Here is a 17,093-nt window from a genome sequence, read left to right as displayed (position 1 = left end):
CTCCCGTACAACAGGGCAACGGCAGTCATCGTAGGGAATGCCAGCCGTGCCCGGCAGTCACATGGTCAACGATGTCTGGCAGTTGAGGCACGGAGGAGCATGAGCCTGATGTCTGGCGCCCCTGACCTGCGTGTCTGCGGCGCCAGTCGTAATGCTTGACACCCTGAAGATCTACGTCCGGGGCTGGCTGCCCTCTCTGCAACGCCGGCGACCAGGAGGCCAGCGGGTCCAGTGCCGGTACCAAACCTTCTCGGCCGTCACGGAGCAGGGCTGACACGAGCGACACGACATCGGCGCGGGAGCTGCCTGGCCGCGCCGGCAGAGTAGTGGCCAGCCCTGAGAGTGCGCGCCGGTCACGAGTGCCACAGAGCGCTGTGAGGGCGGCAAGCGCGAATCGGACGGCATCGCTCTCGTCCTCCCAGCGGGACAGCAGTCTCGGCAGCTCGCTGCCGATGGCCCGCCGTGTCAGATATTCGGCTGCGGACTCCTGCCAGGCGCCCCCGGGTGCGGTGATGCGATCGGCCAGGGAGACTATCGTGGACGCGCACCGCCGTCAGGCGGTGCCCCGTCCCGGACGGCTCAGCTGCGGCGGCGCGGGCAGCGTCCTCGCTCGGCAGGCTCAGTGTGTACTGGACTCCCCGAGCCGGAGGTGCCGCGGTCATCAGCTGCACTGCCAGGTGAACATCGCCCGCTCGAAGCGCCGCTCGGCCAGGTCCTCCGGGCGGATCAGCCAGTACAGGGCTCCGGTATCGCCCCACATCATGTCCGCGGCGTCCTCGCTGTCGAACTGGCCCAGCAGCACCCAGTCACCCGCCTCCTCGGACAGCCGGGGGTCGTCCCAGGACACCTGGCCGTCCAGGACCGCCTCCGCCATCTCGATCTCGACCGGGTTCTGCACCGACTGAGCGTGGCCGCCGATCTGATGCCCGACCTCGTCGTCGAGCTCCCTCAGCGCGTCGAGGAACTCCTGCGAGCAGACGGGGTGGTCGTACCGGTTCCCAAGCGGGGCGCCTGGGGCGAAGGCGGCCCGGACGGACGGATGCCAGGGCTCGGTCGCCGTCATCTCCAGCCTCGCGGTCAGCGGCACCGCCTGGTACGGCTTGAGCCCTGCAGCCGCCCCACGCTCTGCCACCTCCTCGTCATCTGCCACATAGAGCACGCGGGCGCCCGCCCAGCTCTCCCGGTCCTCAGCGAGAACGAGAGCTTCGCCGTCGTCCAGCTGGCCGTCGAAGTGGAAGAACAGCAGCGTTCCAGCCTCGGGTAGATCGATGTCCATTGCGGCCGTCGGCAGGCCCGCACAATCGATCGAGGCGACGAAGGAGAGGGGACCATGCCCCTCCCACACCGGCCACTCCGAGGTGGCCGGCAAGGCTGGAAGGCCACCGAGTCGGCCCGCCACGTCGTCAGAGCCAGTCGCTACCTCAAGACGCACGCCAGGGCGAAGCAGACCAATCCACTTCTCGGCATCCCCGGGCGTCAGATGCTGCAAGGCAAGGGAGCGAAGGGCATCCCGGGAACCATGTGTCATGCGCCCGATCATGCACGGCGCCACTGACAGAGACCGCGGCCGGCCCCTTGGCCGGCTCCCCTCCAACTGCGCGAACACTGCTTCTCGCTCAGCCTCGGCAGCGACGCCGGCCCCTGTGACCGCAGAGTCCGAGGCCCGCCCCCGTCCCCACACCTGCCGCCATCGCCGGACCGAGCGGACACTGACCCGCAGATCCTTGGCGGTCACCCGAGAGAACCCCCCGCGATACTCCGGCGGAAGGTAATTCACGGGACTCGTATTCAGCAGCGCCCGTAATCGCTCCCTCCTGCCTAGGTTTCGGGTATGACCGTCCGGCACGTAGAGGAAGGCGGCGTCCCAGACCTCGCGCCCCCACGTGCCGGACGGGCCAAGATCGGGCGAACCGTTCAACGCGACCGAGGAGAACTGATGTCTGTGGCCGATCGCACGACACGCCGACGGGGTTACCGGGAGGGCCTTGGCGGCGAAATGCTCGCCGAATTCCTGGGAACATTCGTTCTTATTCTTCTGGGCGTCGGATCGGTGGCACTCACTGTCGTCGGACTCCCCGGGTCGGGCCGACAGGAAGCCGCCTTCGGGGCCTCCGACTGGCTCATCATCTGCTGGGGCTGGGGCCTCGGCGTCACGTTCGGTGTGTATGTGGCCGGTGGAGTGACCGGCGCGCACCTGAATCCCGCAGTTTCGCTCGCCTTCGCTGTCCGGCGCTCGCTGGCCTGGCGGAAGCTCATTCCGTACTGGTTCGCTCAGGTCGCCGGGGCGTTCGTGGCCGCCGCGCTCGTGTACGCGTCATACCGGTGGGCGATCGACTTCTTCAACCACAAGGCCGGGCTCACCCGGGACCAGTCGCTTTCCACCTATTCCATTTTCGCCACTTTCCCAGCCGAATACTTCGGGAACTCGTGGTGGGGTCCGCTGCTCGACCAGATCATCGGGACAGGCATTCTGCTCCTGCTGATCTGCGCGGTCACCGACCAGCGGAACATGGCCCCGCTGGCGAATCTCGCACCCTTCATCATCGGCCTCGTCGTCGTGGTGATCGGCATGACCTTCGGTACGAACGCCGGGTACGCGATCAATCCCGCCCGCGACTTCGGGCCGCGATTGTTCACGTTCTTCGAGGGCTGGGGCAAGATCGCGCTGCCTGGGTCGTACAAGTGGTACAGCGGCTACTGGTGGATCCCCATTGTCGGCCCGCTCATCGGCGGAGTCCTCGGCACCATGGTCTACGACCTTGCTATCACCCCGCTGGTCAAGTTGCGGAGTGGCCCGGCACAGGAGGGCCGCGTTCCGGACGAACCGAAGGCGTAGGCGGAAACGACCGCATCCGGCCTCTGTCCGCTTCGACCGACGCCGAATGGCCGCCCCCGCGAGCGAAGCTGCCCGCGGGGGCGGACGGTAGTGAGGGCGACGTCGATATCACCCGATCTGGAGAGCGGTGCGGGGGCGGTCTCCCCGGAACCATCGCCGCTCACGTGGTTCCAGGGGACCCGCAGACGTCCACGACCAGGAGAAGGTGACAGCTGTGCCCGAATTCATCGGCGCGGTGGACCAGGGAACCACCAGCACGCGATTCATGATCTTCGATCACGCCGGCAACGAAGTGGCCCGGCACCAACTCGAACACAACCAGATCCTGCCCCGGTCCGGGTGGGTCGAGCACGATCCCGTGGAGATCTGGGAGCGCACCAACACGGTGATGCAGAACGCCATCCGGGCCGGCGGCCTGAGCGCCTCGGATCTCAAGGCGATCGGCATCACGAACCAGCGGGAGACCACCGTGGTCTGGGATCCCCGCACCGGGCGCCCCTACTACAACGCCATCGTCTGGCAGGACACCCGCACGGACAGCATCGCCGCCGCCCTGGAACGCGACGGCCACGGGGAGACCATCCGGCGCAAGGCGGGCCTGCCGCCTGCCACCTACTTCTCCGGCGGCAAGATCAAGTGGCTGCTGGAGAACGTGGACGGGCTCCGCGAGGCCGCCGAGGCGGGACACGCCCTGTTCGGCAATACGGACGCGTGGGTGCTGTGGAACCTCACCGGCGGGCCCAAGGGCGGGGTGCACGCCACCGACGTCACCAACGCCAGCCGCACCATGCTGATGAACCTGGAGACGCTGGACTGGGACGACGAACTGCTGGGGATCTTCGACATCCCGCGTGCGATGCTGCCGAGCATCCACCCCTCCTCCCACCCCGAGGCGTACGGCAGCGCGCGCTCCTCCCGCCCGCTGAACGCCGCCATCCCCATCACCGGCGTGCTCGGCGACCAGCAGGCAGCCACGGTCGGCCAGGTCTGCTTCGCACCCGGCGAGGCCAAGAACACCTATGGCACCGGCAACTTTCTCGTCCTCAACACCGGTACGGAGCTGGTACGTTCGCAGCACGGCCTGCTGACCACCGTGGCCTACCAGTTCGGCGACAGCCCGGCGGTCTACGCGCTGGAGGGCTCGATCGCCGTCACCGGCGCTGCCGTGCAGTGGCTGCGCGACCAGCTGAAGATCATCGGCAGCGCTCCGGACAGCGAGCAGCTGGCCCGCTCGGTGGACGACAACGGCGGAATGTACTTCGTGCCCGCCTTCTCCGGCCTGTTCGCCCCGTACTGGCGCTCGGACGCCCGCGGCGCGATGGTGGGCCTGGCCCGCTTCAACACCAACGGACACATCGCACGCGCCACCCTGGAGGCCATCTGCTACCAGAGCCGCGACGTGGTGGACGCCATGGAGCAGGACTCGGGCGTGCACCTGGACGTGCTCAAGGTCGATGGCGGTGTGACCGCCAACGACCTGTGCATGCAGATTCAGGCGGACGTGCTGGGCGTGCCCGTCAGCCGCCCGGTGGTTGCCGAGACCACCGCGCTCGGCGCGGCCTACGCGGCCGGACTCGCCACCGGCTTCTGGCGCGACACCGACGAGCTGCGCTCCCACTGGCAGGAGTCGAAGCGATGGCAGCCGCAGTGGAGCGAGGAACAGCGCCAGGAAGGATACGACGGCTGGAAGCGCGCCGTGGAACGCACCCTGGACTGGGTGAAGGTCAAAGCCGACTGAGCACGTCCGCGATGCGCCGACGGCGTCAGCGCCCCTGTGGGACCACCTCCATCCGGTCCCGGGCCGGTCCCTGGGGCACAGTGGCCGAACGTGACAGCCGAGGGCCCGTTGCGGGATCCAAGGGGGCAGCCCTCAGGGTCTCCCGTCCGAATCGGCGAGGGCCGCGAGCAGTTGATCGGTACGGCGGGCGGCGGCGGCCGGGTCCGGGCCGGTCGCGGCGACCATTCCCCAGCGTTCCGGGACACAGGCGACGGCCCTCATCAGGCCGCCCGCCGGCGTCATCGCCGCTGCCGTCGCGTCCATCCGGCCCAGTGTCTGCGTGGCCGAGGGCCGGAACACCCGGGTGGCCGCGTACCGGTCGGCGATCCCTTCGCGGCGTGCGGTGTCCTGGAAGGTGCGCAGGTACTCCGCTCCGTGCGAGGAGAGGTTGAAGTCGATCGCGCCGACCAGCATCTGGTCACCGAACCTGCCTCCGACGTATCCGACGGCGAAGTCGACGCCTCCGGTGGCCAGCCCCTGGTGGCTGCCGTCCCGCACGCTCTCCGGGCCGAGAAACGCGGCCCGGATCGCCTCCAGCGCTCCGCGGATGGTCCGGTACGCCTCGTCCGGCAGACCGAGCGCGGCCCAGGCGTCCGCGTCGAGATAGCTGTTGCCCATCCAGGAGTAGCCGTTCAGGACCTGGAGCGTGAGGCCGTCCGCGACGCGTCCGTACCGGAAATGGCCCGAGGGGACGACCGGCAGCCGCGTGCCGTCCAGCTCCACCGAGAGGAACCCGGCCCAGGCTTCGAGGAGGTAGTCGTCCCCGAGTGGATAGGCCGCCTCGGCCTCCGCGGCGAGCCGCTCGGTGTCGCCGAGGTCGATGTCGCCGACGATCCGGGCCCCGTCCCCCGCCTCGCTGGGTTTGAGTCCGGCCGTACGGAGCCCGTAACGGGTACGGAGCAGCTCGGCGGCATCGAGCACTCCGGCGACGAAGGCTTCCCGTGACACGCCCGTGCGCAGCACGGTGTAGCCGGGCAGTACGGGGATCTCCAGGCCGAGGAGCTCGTACGCCTCGCCCAGCCGCTGCTCGGCCGCGAGCAGCGCGTCGGCGGACAGCCCGTTCGGTGTGAGGGTGCGGGCGGCGTCGGCGGTGGGATGGATGTGCCGCTTGCGGTTCCAACGGGTGGCGACGGATGGGCTGTTGGCGTCGGTGACCAGCCGGTCGAGACCGGTCCTGCGGCGGAGCCAGAGCAGGAAGATCTGCATCTCCAGGTCCAGCGCGTACAGCCGGATCACCGCGTCGGGGCGGTCGCGCAGCCAGGCGATGACGCGGCCGAGGGGGGTGTCGGCGCCCCGCTCGTGCGCGTCGGCCAGGGTGAGGAGTGCGTGGCTGAGGTAGTAGTGGTCCTGGTCGCCCGCGTCGACGCAGGGCACGCCCCAGTGGCTGACCGCCTCCGCCCATGGTGCGGTCCGTCCGACCGAGAGGTCGGCCGTGGTGCCGAGGAAGACCGCGCGGGCCTCCACGTACGTCGCCACGTCGTGCGGAACCCGGTCGGCGCGGAGCTCGGCCAGATCGCCCTCAAGGGCCCGCAGCGTCGGGGTGGCCGAGTGGAGCAGCAGGGCGGGGAGCTCACCGGCGGACCGGGCGTAGCACGGCGCCAGCTCGTTCTGTGCGAGTTGCACGACCGAGGCGCAGTCCGCACCGAGCAGCCGGTCAGCGACCGCGGCCACTTGCGTGGCGTCGAGGACGCGGTGGCCGGTGAAGAAGCCCGCCCAACAAATGTCCTCGCCGTCCTGCGACTTGTACACGGACGGTGCGACGGGTACGAGCACGGCGGCTCCTTGTCGGGCGGGCGGTGACGGCAGACTGGCGACAGGCCCTGGGCCGTGTCGTCAGACTCCCTGGGACGCGAGAACAGCCTTGAAGACGACCGTCACATACGGTAGGTCGAATTCCGCGCGTCCCGCGAGTTGTGGGTGCGTGGCGGCGAGTTGCCTGATCTGTTCTTTCAGTTCTTCCTGGCGTTCCGGTGTGCAGTTCAGGTAGTAGGACCGGGAAGTGATGAGTCCGACGAGGGATTCCACGGTCTGCGGTGAGGAGTGCGCGAAGAATCCGATCTCGATGGGGCCGAACCGGGATCCGAAGGTGGGATCGCGCAGCCATCCGGAGAGCCGGTCGGAGTCGTTGCCGCGGAGGGCGGCCAGCACACCGTGCAGCAGGATCGCCGCCGCGGTGTGCGGGTCCGTTCCGGTGTCCTCGTCCGCCAGGATCCGGGAGAGCTCCGCCGACCACGGGACTTCCTCGTCACGGAGGTTCCACAGGGTGGCGAGAGTTCCTCCCGGGCGGATCACCCGGGCCATCTCGGCGTGCGCGGGGCCGGGATCGAACCAGTGGTAGGCGTGGCTGACCAGGACCGCGTCGACGCTCGCGTCCGCGAGTGGGATCTTCTCGGCGCTGCCCGCGTGCACGGCCGCGGCCGGTGCGGAGGCGGTGATGAGTTCCCGCATCTCGTCGTCGGGTTCCACCGCGGACACGTGGTGTCCGTCGGCCAGCAGCGCGCGGGTGAGGATGCCCGTACCGGCGCCGAGGTCGAGCACGGTGCGGGGCTTCTCCCCCAGCACCCAGCGGAAACTTTCCTTCGGGTAGTCCGGCCGGGTGCTGTCGTACGCCTGCGCTCCGCGTCCGAAGGAGCTGCCGCGCTGCTGCCAGGACTGTTCCGTGGTCATGTCGTGAGCCCTCTCGCTCGTGATTTCTCTCGTGATTTCCTTCGTGCGTTCTCTCGTGCGTTCTCCCGGGTTTCTCATCGGCGCCGGTAGAACATGCGCAGCCGGTCGGGGTGGTAGCGCACGTGCATCGGGTGCGCCTCGCCGTGCACGGCGGTGGCGACGGCCTGGGCGACGACCGGGGCCTGGGCGAAACCACCGGTGTTGTGACCGCCGGTCACCACCACGAGGCCGCCGTGCGCGTTGGGTGCGATCTCCAGGACCGGCAGGCTCGACGCCGTCCACGGGCGTACGCAGTGCCGTCTGCTCCGCTCAAGGAGTCCGTCCGCACGCGCGTCCTCGAACGCCTCCGGGAAGAACAGCGCCGCCGTGTCCTCGACCGCGGTGTGGAGGGTGTCGAGTTGCGCGGGGTCGATGTGCGCGGGGTCGGCTCCGGTCCAGCCGTAGCCGGACCCCACCACCAGTGACGGCTTCCCGTCCGGTGCTGTCGTCACGGTGACGTTGGTGTCCTTCGCCAGATGGCCGGGCCTGCTGATCTTGAGGGAGTGCACCAGCCGGGGCAGCAGGTTCGGCAGGGTGAGCCAGGCGCCCACCACGCCGTGGATGAGTCCGTGCGCGGCGGTGCCGCGCAGCAGTTCGCCGCCGTACGCGCCCGGAGAGAGGACGTAGTGGTCCGCGTGCACCAGTCCTTCCGCGCAGCGCAGCCCGTCCGGCAGCCCGTTCGCGTCGGTGTGCAGCCCGTCGACGGGCTTCTCCCAGTGGAACTGGACCCCCTCCCGCTCCAGCAGACCGATCAGCCGGGCGAGGAAACTGTGTATCTGGACGGTGAAGCCCGTCACCTCGACGCCTCCGGCGAGGATGCCTGCCGTGTGGGCGTAGGACAGCGCCGGGTGGCTCCGGGCCACCTGCTCCGGGGACAGCACCCGGCGGGCCGCCCCCAGAGCCTGTTGCCGCGCGATCTGGGCCCGGAGTTCGGCCGGATCGGTGTAGAGGCGGAGTATGCCCTCCCGCAGACCGACGTCACGCGCCAACTCCGGCTCCGTGCTCAGAAGTTCGTCCCACAGTGGTTGCGACATGCGGTTGAGGAGGAGTACGTCGTCGGTGTAGGCGCCGGCGAGCCACGGCGGTATGCGCGCGCTGTCGCGTACCCAGCCTCGTTCCTCCTCCCCGAGCGCGGACGGTTCGGCGAGACACCAGCCGTTGTCCTTGAGCGGCCGCAGGAAGGGGATCGGGCCCGTCGTCGCGTTCCCGTGATAACCGTCGGTCTCGGTGAGGGTGAACATCCGCCCGTCCCCGCCGCCCCGGCTGGCCCCGTACGCCGTCCAGTGGGCACCGCTCCTGGGGTCGGGCGCGCTGTCGTAGACGGTCACCCGGTGCCCCGACCGGAGCAGCCGCAACGCGGTGATCAGGTTCACCACGCCGGCGCCCACCAACGCCACCGATCCGCGGCCGGCCCGGACCGCCGCGAGTCGGCTGGAAAGCGTCGGCGCTGTCACCGCGGTCAGCCAGCGAAGCTCCGCCAGAGCCAGGGCTCGCGCGTACAGTTCGCGTCCCGTGACGGCCCGGTCGGTGAGGCGGAGCACCGTCAGATGCGCCTCCGCGGCGTCCTGTGCGGGTTGTCCGGCGCCTTCGCGCCCGGCGCCCGCGTCCGGTGCGAGGAGTACGACGACGAGCGGCGCGTCGCGGGCCGTCGCGCGACGCCAGGCCGCCGCTTCCGCCGCGTCGGGCACGGTCCGGGTGAGCAGGACATCCGGGCGGTGCCTGGCGAGCACGGCACCGCGCCGGCCTGCCGGTAATCGGGAGAGTCCGGGCCGGTAACGCACGCCCGGACCGCGCACGAGGGACTTGACGTCAGCAGGCAACGAGTGATCCACAAGCACCAACAACAGCCGCTCCCGGTTGCGTAGGGCGGAACGGGTGCGTCCTGACAGCCGCGTTCCGTACTGCCGTGCACATGCGGGTGTACATCCGGGTGCCGACGTACACCTCGACGAGCGCCGGTCCCGCGGAGCGTTCGCCGTCATCGCATTGAACCCCACGGCCGTCCTGGCGGGCGTCGCGATCGTCTTGAACCGCCACTCCACCACCGGTAGGACAAATCACCCTTTCCGTACGCCTGGCCGTACGCGTGGCAATCCGGGGCTCCACCGCCGTGCGATGACCTGGCGGTGCGCGCTGTGAAACGGACGGTGAGTTCGTCGCCCTGCGAGGTGGTCCCGATACCGCGGCGGATAGCATGGACGCATCTCGCCTCGTTGTTGAGGAGCGGGTGGTGTGCCGGGAAGCCTGGTCGGCGACGTAACTGTCGCGCGCCCGGAAAGGCTTGCCGTGCCCATAGCTCCTCGTGTCCGTCCACCGTGCCCGTGAATTCGTCCGGCTGCGCGGTGAACTGACCAGCGGCAGAGCACCGTGCTCCGCTGGAAACCTTCCCGAGCCGTCGCTCGTGTCCCTGACGTTGCCGAGACGGGTCCCCGGCAGGGTCACCTTCCTCGCACCGGACGCCGGTGTCCCGCTTCTGGCTGCCGCGGCCACTGCCCGCAGGACCCGCGTGCGTCCCGTCATCGGCAGAGCCACGCCCCGCGTGCTGGTCAGGCCGGGTCCTCGGCGCCCCATGGGCACCCGACTCCGGGCCGACCAGCAGCTTCCGACTGGATTGAGAGTTCAGAGATGTCCCCGCAGCGCCCTTCCTCGCCGCCTTCCTCCCTGCCTTGGGAGCCGCTGATCCAACAGGTGGTCGCCTGCTTCGACGCCTATGCCAGGGTCCGCGGGACGCGCGACAGCATCCTGCCGGCCTCCCGGGTCACACCCCGGGAGGAACAGCGGGCCTTCGACGAACTCCGGCAGGCCGTCGCGCGACTCCGCGACGCCGTAGGTGAAGACGGCTGACCGGCACGGACGGGTCGCACGCTCCCGTGGAGCGGCGACGCCGAGGCCGTGACGGAGCGGGCGGTACGGACGGCGGCCACCGCCGCAGGGGCGAGGCGGCGGCCGGGAAGGACAGCGGGTCCGTCCGGCGGCACTGCCGTCAGGGCGTGGGCGGAGTCCCCCAGGGTGCCGCCTCCTCCAGCTGCGCCGCCAGGGCGAGCAGTACGCCCTCGCCGCCGAGGGGTGCGGCGAACTGCACACCGAGCGGCAGCCCTTGGCTGTCGTGGCCGAAGGGGACGGACATGGCGGGCATCCCGGTCACGTTGTACACGCTGGTGAACGCGGCGTAGACGGAGGCGTGCCGGTAGATCGACTCCGGAACCGACGTGTCCAGGGTGCCGAGCAGCGGGGTGGGCCGCGCGAGGGTCGGGGCGAGCAGTATGTCGAACCGCCGGAACGCCGCGCCGGTCTCCCAGCCGATCTCCTGGGCACGGCGCAGCGCGCGGCTGACGTCGGCCGCCGGGAGGGCGCGGTAGTGGTTGTACAGCACGCGGGTGAAGGGTTCGATGTCGTCGTCGGCCAGTGGCCTGCCGAGCCCGGCGAGCCTGGCGTCGAGCTGGGCGACGAGGTCGGCGCCCATCAGGACGCCCGCGGTGCGGCCGACGTCGTCGGGGCGGTACGGGGCGGTGGTCTCGGTGACGTCGTGGCCGAGGCGTTCGCACAGCAGGGCCGCGGCGCGTACCGCCCGCTCGCAGTCCGGGTGCACGCCGGGGCCGTCCGGGAGTGCGGTGAGCAGCCCGATCCGCAGCCGGCCGGGGGCGCGGCGGGCCAGTTCGGCGAAGGGTGCGGCGGGGGCCGGTGCGGCGTAGGCGTCGCCGGGCAGCGGGCCCGCGGCCACGTCGAGGAGCAGGGCGCTGTCCCGGACGGTCGTGGTGAGGGCGTGGTGTGCGGAGAGGAGGCCCGAGAGGGTGGTGGGGCGGGGCGCGGGCGAGACGCGCCCGCGGCTGGGCTTGAGACCGAACAGTCCGCAGGCGGCCGCCGGGATGCGGATCGAGCCGCCGCCGTCGCTCGCGTGCGCGACCGGGACCATCCCGGCCGCCACGGCGGCCGCCGAGCCGCCGCTGGAGCCGCCCGGCGAGTGGGCGGTGCTCCACGGGTTGAGGGTGGGGCCGAAGAGTGCGGGTTCGGTGGAGGCGTTGAGGCCCAGTTCGGGGGTGTTGGTGGTGCCGAGGACGACGGCCCCGGCGCGCCGGTAGCGGGCCACCAGTTCGCTGTCGTGCCGGGCCGTCGCGTCGGCGAAGAGCCGGCTGCCGCCCGTGGCGGGCAGTCCCGCGACGTCGGTGCCGAGGTCCTTGACCAGCATGGGGACGCCGTGCAGCGGGCCGTTGGGCAGCCCGGCCGCGATCTCGGCGCGGGCGGCGTCGAACCGGGTGTGGACCACCGCGCCGAGGGCCGGGTCGAGCGTCCGGATGCGGGCGATCGCCTCCTCGGTGACGGTACGGGCGTCGGTCCGGCCGTCCCTGACCGCCGCGGCCGTGGCGACCGCGTCGGGCCCCCTCACTTCACGTATCCGGCGGGCGTGCCCCAGGTGTCGCGGCGGGTGGTGTCGCGGTCGACGAGCACGCAGCGGGTGCCGGTGAAGTTGGTCGGCATGCACTTGTTGCAGTGGATGCACAGGGACGGGGTGGTGGGGTCGTCCCGCAGGCGGTTGATCAGGTCGGGTTCGCGCAGCAGGGCGCGGGCCATGGCCACGTACTCGAAGCCCTCCCGCATCGCGAGTTCCATGGCCGGCTTGTCGGTGATGCCGCCGAGCAGGACCATCGGCAGCTTCACGGCGGCCCGGATCTGCCGGGCGTCCTCCAGCAGATAGGCGTCCCGGTAGGGGTAGCTGCGCAGGAACCGCTTGCCGACCGCCTTCACTCCGAGCTTGATCGGCTGCGGCATGATCGCGGAGAACTCCCGGAGCGGTGCGTCGCCCTTGAAGAGGTACATCGGGTTGAGCAGGGAGCTGCCCGCGGTCATCTCCAGGGCGTCGACGGTGCCGTCCTGTTCGAGCCACTGCGCCACGGGGACGGCCTCGTCGAGCCAGAAGCCGCCGGGCACCCCGTCGTCCATGTTCATCTTGGCGATGACGGCGATCCGGCCGCCCACCGCGTCGTGGACGGCCCGCATGATCTCGCGGGCGAACCTGGCCCGGTTGGGCAGGCTGCCGCCGTACGCGTCGGTGCGGTGGTTGATCCGGGGGCTGAGGAAGGAACTGGCCAGGTAGTTGTGGCCCAGGTGGACCTCGACGGCGTCGAAGCCCGCGTCGATGGCACGGCGGGCGGCCTCGGCGTGTGCCTCGGTGATGCGCCGGATGTCGGCGACGGACGCCTCCTGGGCCCAGCTGAGGGTGGTGGCGTGGAAGTGCCTGGACGGGGAGAGGGCCGGGGCGCCGTTGCCCTTGGGGTTGGCGACGGGTCCGCCGTGGCCGATCTGCGCGGCGATCGCGGCGCCCTCGGCGTGCACGGCCTCGGTGAGTACGCGAAGTCCCGGCATCGCCTCGTCGGTCCAGTGGATCTGGTGCCGGTCGGTCCGCCCCTCCCGGGCGACGGCACAGTAGGCGACGGTCGTCATACCGACGCCGCCCCGTGCGTAGGCGACATGGAAGTCGACGAGGTCCTGGGTCACCAGGGACTTGTGGCTGAGTCCCTCGTAGGTCGCGGCCTTGATGACGCGGTTGCGGAGCCTGACCGGGCCCAGCTGGGCGGGGGCCAGGACATCGGGTGCCTCGGTGGTGGTCACGAGTGGTTCCTTTTCGGTTCGGCGTGATGACAGGCGACCCGGTGTCCGGGCCGGATGTCCCTGAGCGGGGGCTCCTCCTCGGAGCACAGGCCGGTGGCCAGCGGGCAGCGGGTGCGGAAGCGGCAGCCCGACGGCGGGTTCAGGGGTGACGGGAGCTCCGCGGCGGGGCCGGCGGGCGCGGCGGCGTCCGCAACGGCGCCGGGGCCGCGCTGGGCCTCCGGGAGGGAGGCGAGCAGCAGCCGTGTGTAGGGGTGGACGGCCTCGTGCTGCATCCCGTCGGAGGGCAGCACCTCGCAGACCTTGCCCAGGTACATCACCATGACGCGGTCGCTGACGTTCTTCACCACGGAGACGTCGTGGGCGATGAAGACCATGCTCAGCCCGCGCCTCCGCGTCGTCGTCTCCAGGAGGTTGAGGATCTGCGCCTGCACGGAAACGTCGAGGCTGGAGACGGGTTCGTCGCAGATCAGCACCTCGGGGTCCAGGAGCAGTGCGCGGGCGATGCAGACCCGCTGGCACTGGCCGCCGGAGAGTTCGTGCGGTCTGCGGTCCCGTACGGTCGCGGGGTCGAGGCCGACGTCGCGCAGCGCCGCGTCGATCCGGGTGTCCTTGTCGCGGGCGTCGTCGCCGCTCCCCCAGATCGACGGGCCCTCCCACACCAGGTCCTTGACCCTGCGGCGGGGGTTCAGGGCGGAGACCGGGTCCTGCATGATGATCTGCATCCGTGCGCGGGCCCGGCGCAGTTCCCCGGGGGCCAGGCCGGTCAGGGTCACCCCGCCGAGCCGTACCGTGCCTGAGTCCGGGGGCGGCAGCTGGATCAGGGAGCGGCCGACGGTGGACTTGCCGCAGCCGGACTCGCCGAGAATGCCGAGGGTCTCGCCCGCCGCGACGTCCAGACAGACACCGGAGACGGCGTGCACCTTCCGGCCTCGGCCGGCCGGGAACTCCACGACGAGGTTCTCCGCGCTCAGTGCGGGCGGCCGCGCGCCCCGTTCGGTGGAGGTGGCGGTGGTGCGGGTGCTCGTCATACGGCGGCCTCCTCGGCGGCGCCCAGGGGGTGGTGGCAGGCGACGACGCCGCCGGCGTCGCGGTCACCGGCGTAGTCGGCGAGCAGGGGCGATTCGGTGACGCACCGGTCGGTCGCCGCGCCGCAGCGGGGGGCGAACCGGCATCCGGGGGGAGGGTGCAGCAGATTGGGCGGGCGGCCCTCGATCGTGGGGAGCAGGGTGTGCGGGGGCAGGTCGAGGCGGGGGATGGAGGCGATCAGGGCGCTGCTGTACGGGTGCCGGGGGCGGTCGAAGACGGCCGCGGTGGGCGCGTATTCGACGAGCCGGCCCGCGTACATGACCGCGACCCGGCCCGTGCGGCCGGCGACGGTGGCGAGGTCGTGGCTGATGAGGACGGTCGCCATCCGCAGGTCCCGCGCCAGGGTCTGGAGCAGGTCCAGGATCTGCTTCTGCACGGTGACGTCGAGCGCGGTGGTCGGTTCGTCGGCGATGAGCAGCCGGGGGCCGCAGGCCAGGGCCATGGCGATGACGACGCGCTGCCGCATGCCGCCGGAGAGTTCGTGCGGGTACTGGCGGGCGCGCCGGGCCGGTTCGGGGATGCCGACCTGCCGGAGCAGGTCGGCGGCGCGTTCCCTGGCGTCGGCGCGGCTCAGGCCCTGGTGCAGCCGGACGCTCTCGGACAGATGCGTGCCGACCTTCTTCACCGGGTTCAGGGAGGTCATCGGGTCCTGGAAGACCATGGCGACCTCGGTGCCCCACAGGGCCCGCCGCCCCGCCGGGCTCAGGGCGTGGACGTCCCGCCCGCCGAGCAGGACGGTTCCGGAGACGGTGGTGCCGGGACCGTCGGTGATGAGGCCCATGAGGGTGCGGCCGAGCACGGACTTGCCCGATCCGGACTCACCGACGATGCCGAGGGTCTCGCCCTCGGACAGCGACAGGCTGACGCCGTCGACGGCCTGCACCGGACCGCGCGGGGTGTGGAAGGCGGTGCGTACGCCGGTGGCCGTCAGCAGCGGCGATGCGCCGGTCGCGGTGGGGGGTACGGGGGTCTCGGGCAGCGGTGCGGTGGTCACAGTTTCACGCTCCGGGAGTCGCATCGGCCGCGAGCCTTCTCGCCGACGATGTTGAAGGCGAACACGGTGAGGAAGAGGAAGGCGCCGGGCACGAGCACGATGTGCGGGTGCTGCTCGAAGACCCGGCCCTCCCCCTCCGCGATCATGTTTCCCCAGGTGGGTTCCGGTGGCTGGATACCGAGTCCGAGGAAGCTCAGGGAGGCCTCGGCGACGATGAGGACCGAGATCATCACGACGGCCAGGGACAGCAGGGGCAGCAGGACGTTGGGCAGCAGTTCGCGCAGCAGGATGCGGGAGCGGGTCGCTCCCATGGCGCGGGCCGCGACGACGAACTCCCGGTTGGCGTACGCCATGGTCGTGGCGCGGGCGAGCCGCACCATGCCGGGGACGGTGAGCAGCGCCAGGGAGAAGGCGACATTGCGCAGCCGCGGCTGGAGCACGGTCGCGAGCGCGATGAGCAGGATGAGCGGCGGTACGGCGAGCAGTGAGTTGGTGGCGATGCCCACGGCCCGGTCGGCGGCCTTGCCGAAGTAGCCGGCGACCATGCCGACGGCTCCTCCGACGACGGTGCCGATGGCGACGGCGGACAGGGAGATGAGCAGCGAGGACCGGGCGCCGTAGAGGGATCTGGCCAGCAGGTCGAGGCCGAAGCCGTTGGTGCCCAGGGGGTGGGCGCCGGTGAACGCCGGGGGGCTGAAGACGGGTTCGAGGACGGTGGTCGCGACGTCGCGGTCCTCGGCGAGCCCCAGCCACGGGGCGAACAGGATCGCGAGACCGAGCAGCAGCAGCCAGCCGGCGCCGGACCAGAACACCACGTCGAAGCCGGGGCCCGCCCACCGCTTGCCGAGCCGGGAGGCACCGCCGAGTGTCATGCCGAGGCCGAGCAGCGCGACGGCCGCCCTGGCGAGCGGGACGAGCTGGGCCGTGGTCGCCCCGAACACCAGGAGGGCGAGGCCGGCGGCGGTGAGGGCGACGGCGGTGAGCAGGGGCAGGGGGGAGGCGGTCCGCGTGCGCGGAACGATGTCAGACATGGACACGTCGCGTCCTCGGGTCCAGATAGCCGTAGGAGAGGTCGATGCCGGCGTTGATCACCACGTAGATCACGGCGATGGTGAGCACGGCGCCCTGGACCATCGGGTAGTCGCCCCGGCCGGCCGCGTTGACGATGAGGGTCCCCATGCCGGGCAGTTGGAAGAGGTACTCCACGACGACGGTGCTGCCGATCAGCCGGCCGAGGCTGAGGCCGAGCAGGGTGACCAGGGAGAACGAGGAGGGGCGCAGGGCGTCGGAGAACAGGATGCGCAGCGGGTTCATGCCCTTGGCGCGGGCGGCGAGGATGAAGTCCTCCCGCAGGGTCACGATGAGATCGCCGCGCAGTACCCGGGTGAACATGGCGAGTTCGGCCAGGGCGACGGTCACGGCGGGCAGGAGGGCGTGGTGCAGATTGCCCGCCGGGTCGCCGTCGCCGAGCCGTACCCATTCGGCTCGCGGGAACCAGCCGGCCGAGTTGACCAGGACGAGGATCAGCAGCAGACCGGCCAGGAAGCTGGGCACGGACAGCACACCGAAGGTGCCGGCGCCGATGATCCGGTCGGCGGCCGAGCCCTCGCGGTACGCCGACCACATGGCCAGCGGCACGGCGATCAGCAGGGCGATGAGCAGTCCGAGTGCCGCGATCTCGAAGCTGACGGGCAGCGCGGACAGCACCCGGTCGGTGACGTCGCTCTGCGGCGGTACGACGGAGTGGCCGAGGTCGCCGGTGAGGGCGTTGCCCAGCCAGTGGAAGTAGCGGGTGACGACGGGCTGGTCGAGCCCGAGGTCATGACGGAGCCCGGCGTACTCGGAGGGTGCCCGGCCCGCCCCGAGGATGTCGACGGCGGGATCGCCCGGCATCAGGACGACCAGGGAGAACACCCCGATGCTCGCGATCAGGAGCACGCCCGCCAGTTCCAGGGCCCGGACGGCCAGGCGGCGAAGCGCGGCGGGACTCATGGTTCCTCCAGATCCGGGGCCTGTCGTTCGGGCCGTCGCGCGCCACGGTCCGGTGGGGCCGCCCGGTGAGCGGGGGCCCGGCGCGCGGCGCGCGC

Annotated in this window: 12 protein-coding genes; 2 read left to right on the top strand and 10 right to left on the bottom strand. The window is 71.2% G+C overall.

The annotated features are described in order from the left end of the window. Positions 1 to 661: 661 nt before the first annotated feature. Positions 662 to 1,528: a YwqG family protein gene (locus tag AB0I52_RS13235; RefSeq protein ID WP_363071912.1), complete on the bottom strand. Its 867-nt coding sequence runs from the start codon at positions 1,526 to 1,528 to the stop codon at positions 662 to 664. A gap of 468 nt (positions 1,529 to 1,996) precedes the next feature. On the opposite strand from AB0I52_RS13235, the gene AB0I52_RS13230 reads away from it, so the two are divergent. Together AB0I52_RS13230 and glpK are read left to right on the top strand one after the other, a co-directional pair. Next, positions 1,997 to 2,836: an MIP/aquaporin family protein gene (locus AB0I52_RS13230; protein WP_363072047.1), complete on the top strand. Its 840-nt coding sequence runs from the start codon at positions 1,997 to 1,999 to the stop codon at positions 2,834 to 2,836. Between the two features lie 214 nt (positions 2,837 to 3,050). Beyond that, complete coding sequence (gene glpK, locus AB0I52_RS13225) at positions 3,051 to 4,574, top strand: glycerol kinase GlpK (protein ID WP_363071910.1); 1,524 nt, start codon at positions 3,051 to 3,053, stop codon at positions 4,572 to 4,574. 132 nt (positions 4,575 to 4,706) lie between these two features. Here glpK and AB0I52_RS13220 read toward each other — a convergent pair whose 3' ends face one another. From AB0I52_RS13220 to AB0I52_RS13180, 9 genes are all read right to left on the bottom strand, one after another. Next, on the bottom strand, positions 4,707 to 6,386 hold the full coding sequence (locus tag AB0I52_RS13220) for a hypothetical protein (RefSeq protein ID WP_363071908.1): 1,680 nt from the start codon (positions 6,384 to 6,386) through the stop codon (positions 4,707 to 4,709). A 60-nt stretch (positions 6,387 to 6,446) separates the two neighbouring features. Then, complete coding sequence (locus AB0I52_RS13215) at positions 6,447 to 7,280, bottom strand: class I SAM-dependent methyltransferase (protein WP_363071906.1); 834 nt, start codon at positions 7,278 to 7,280, stop codon at positions 6,447 to 6,449. Positions 7,281 to 7,354: 74 nt separating this feature from the next. Continuing rightward, entirely contained in the window at positions 7,355 to 9,049 is a 1,695-nt protein-coding gene (locus tag AB0I52_RS13210; protein WP_363071904.1) for an FAD-dependent oxidoreductase, read from the bottom strand. A 1,253-nt stretch (positions 9,050 to 10,302) separates the two neighbouring features. Beyond that, on the bottom strand, positions 10,303 to 11,703 hold the full coding sequence (locus AB0I52_RS13205) for an amidase (RefSeq protein ID WP_363071902.1): 1,401 nt from the start codon (positions 11,701 to 11,703) through the stop codon (positions 10,303 to 10,305). Beyond that, the gene (locus tag AB0I52_RS13200) at positions 11,700 to 12,926 is read right to left on the bottom strand and encodes an NADH:flavin oxidoreductase (RefSeq protein ID WP_363071900.1); all 1,227 of its coding nucleotides are present in this window, start codon (positions 12,924 to 12,926) and stop codon (positions 11,700 to 11,702) included. The genes AB0I52_RS13205 and AB0I52_RS13200 overlap by 4 nt, the downstream gene beginning before the upstream one ends. Next, entirely contained in the window at positions 12,923 to 13,954 is a 1,032-nt protein-coding gene (locus AB0I52_RS13195) for an ABC transporter ATP-binding protein (protein ID WP_363071898.1), read from the bottom strand. Before AB0I52_RS13195 ends, AB0I52_RS13200 begins: the two co-directional genes overlap by 4 nt. Then, a complete protein-coding gene (locus AB0I52_RS13190) occupies positions 13,951 to 15,006 on the bottom strand; it encodes an ABC transporter ATP-binding protein (RefSeq protein WP_363071897.1) in 1,056 nt (351 codons plus the stop codon). Before AB0I52_RS13190 ends, AB0I52_RS13195 begins: the two co-directional genes overlap by 4 nt. Next, entirely contained in the window at positions 15,003 to 16,037 is a 1,035-nt protein-coding gene (locus AB0I52_RS13185) for an ABC transporter permease (protein WP_363071895.1), read from the bottom strand. The genes AB0I52_RS13190 and AB0I52_RS13185 overlap by 4 nt, the downstream gene beginning before the upstream one ends. Then, positions 16,030 to 16,998 (bottom strand): ABC transporter permease, encoded by a 969-nt coding sequence (locus AB0I52_RS13180; RefSeq protein ID WP_363071893.1) that lies wholly within the window; start codon positions 16,996 to 16,998, stop codon positions 16,030 to 16,032. Before AB0I52_RS13180 ends, AB0I52_RS13185 begins: the two co-directional genes overlap by 8 nt. Between the last annotated feature and the right edge of the window lie 95 nt (positions 16,999 to 17,093).

It is taken from the genome of Streptomyces sp. NPDC050423 (assembly GCF_040655445.1).
Classification (GTDB): Bacteria; Actinomycetota; Actinomycetes; order Streptomycetales; family Streptomycetaceae; genus Streptomyces.
The sequence above is the reverse complement of the archived record's forward strand: the minus strand, read 5'-3'. Positions and strand labels throughout refer to the sequence as shown.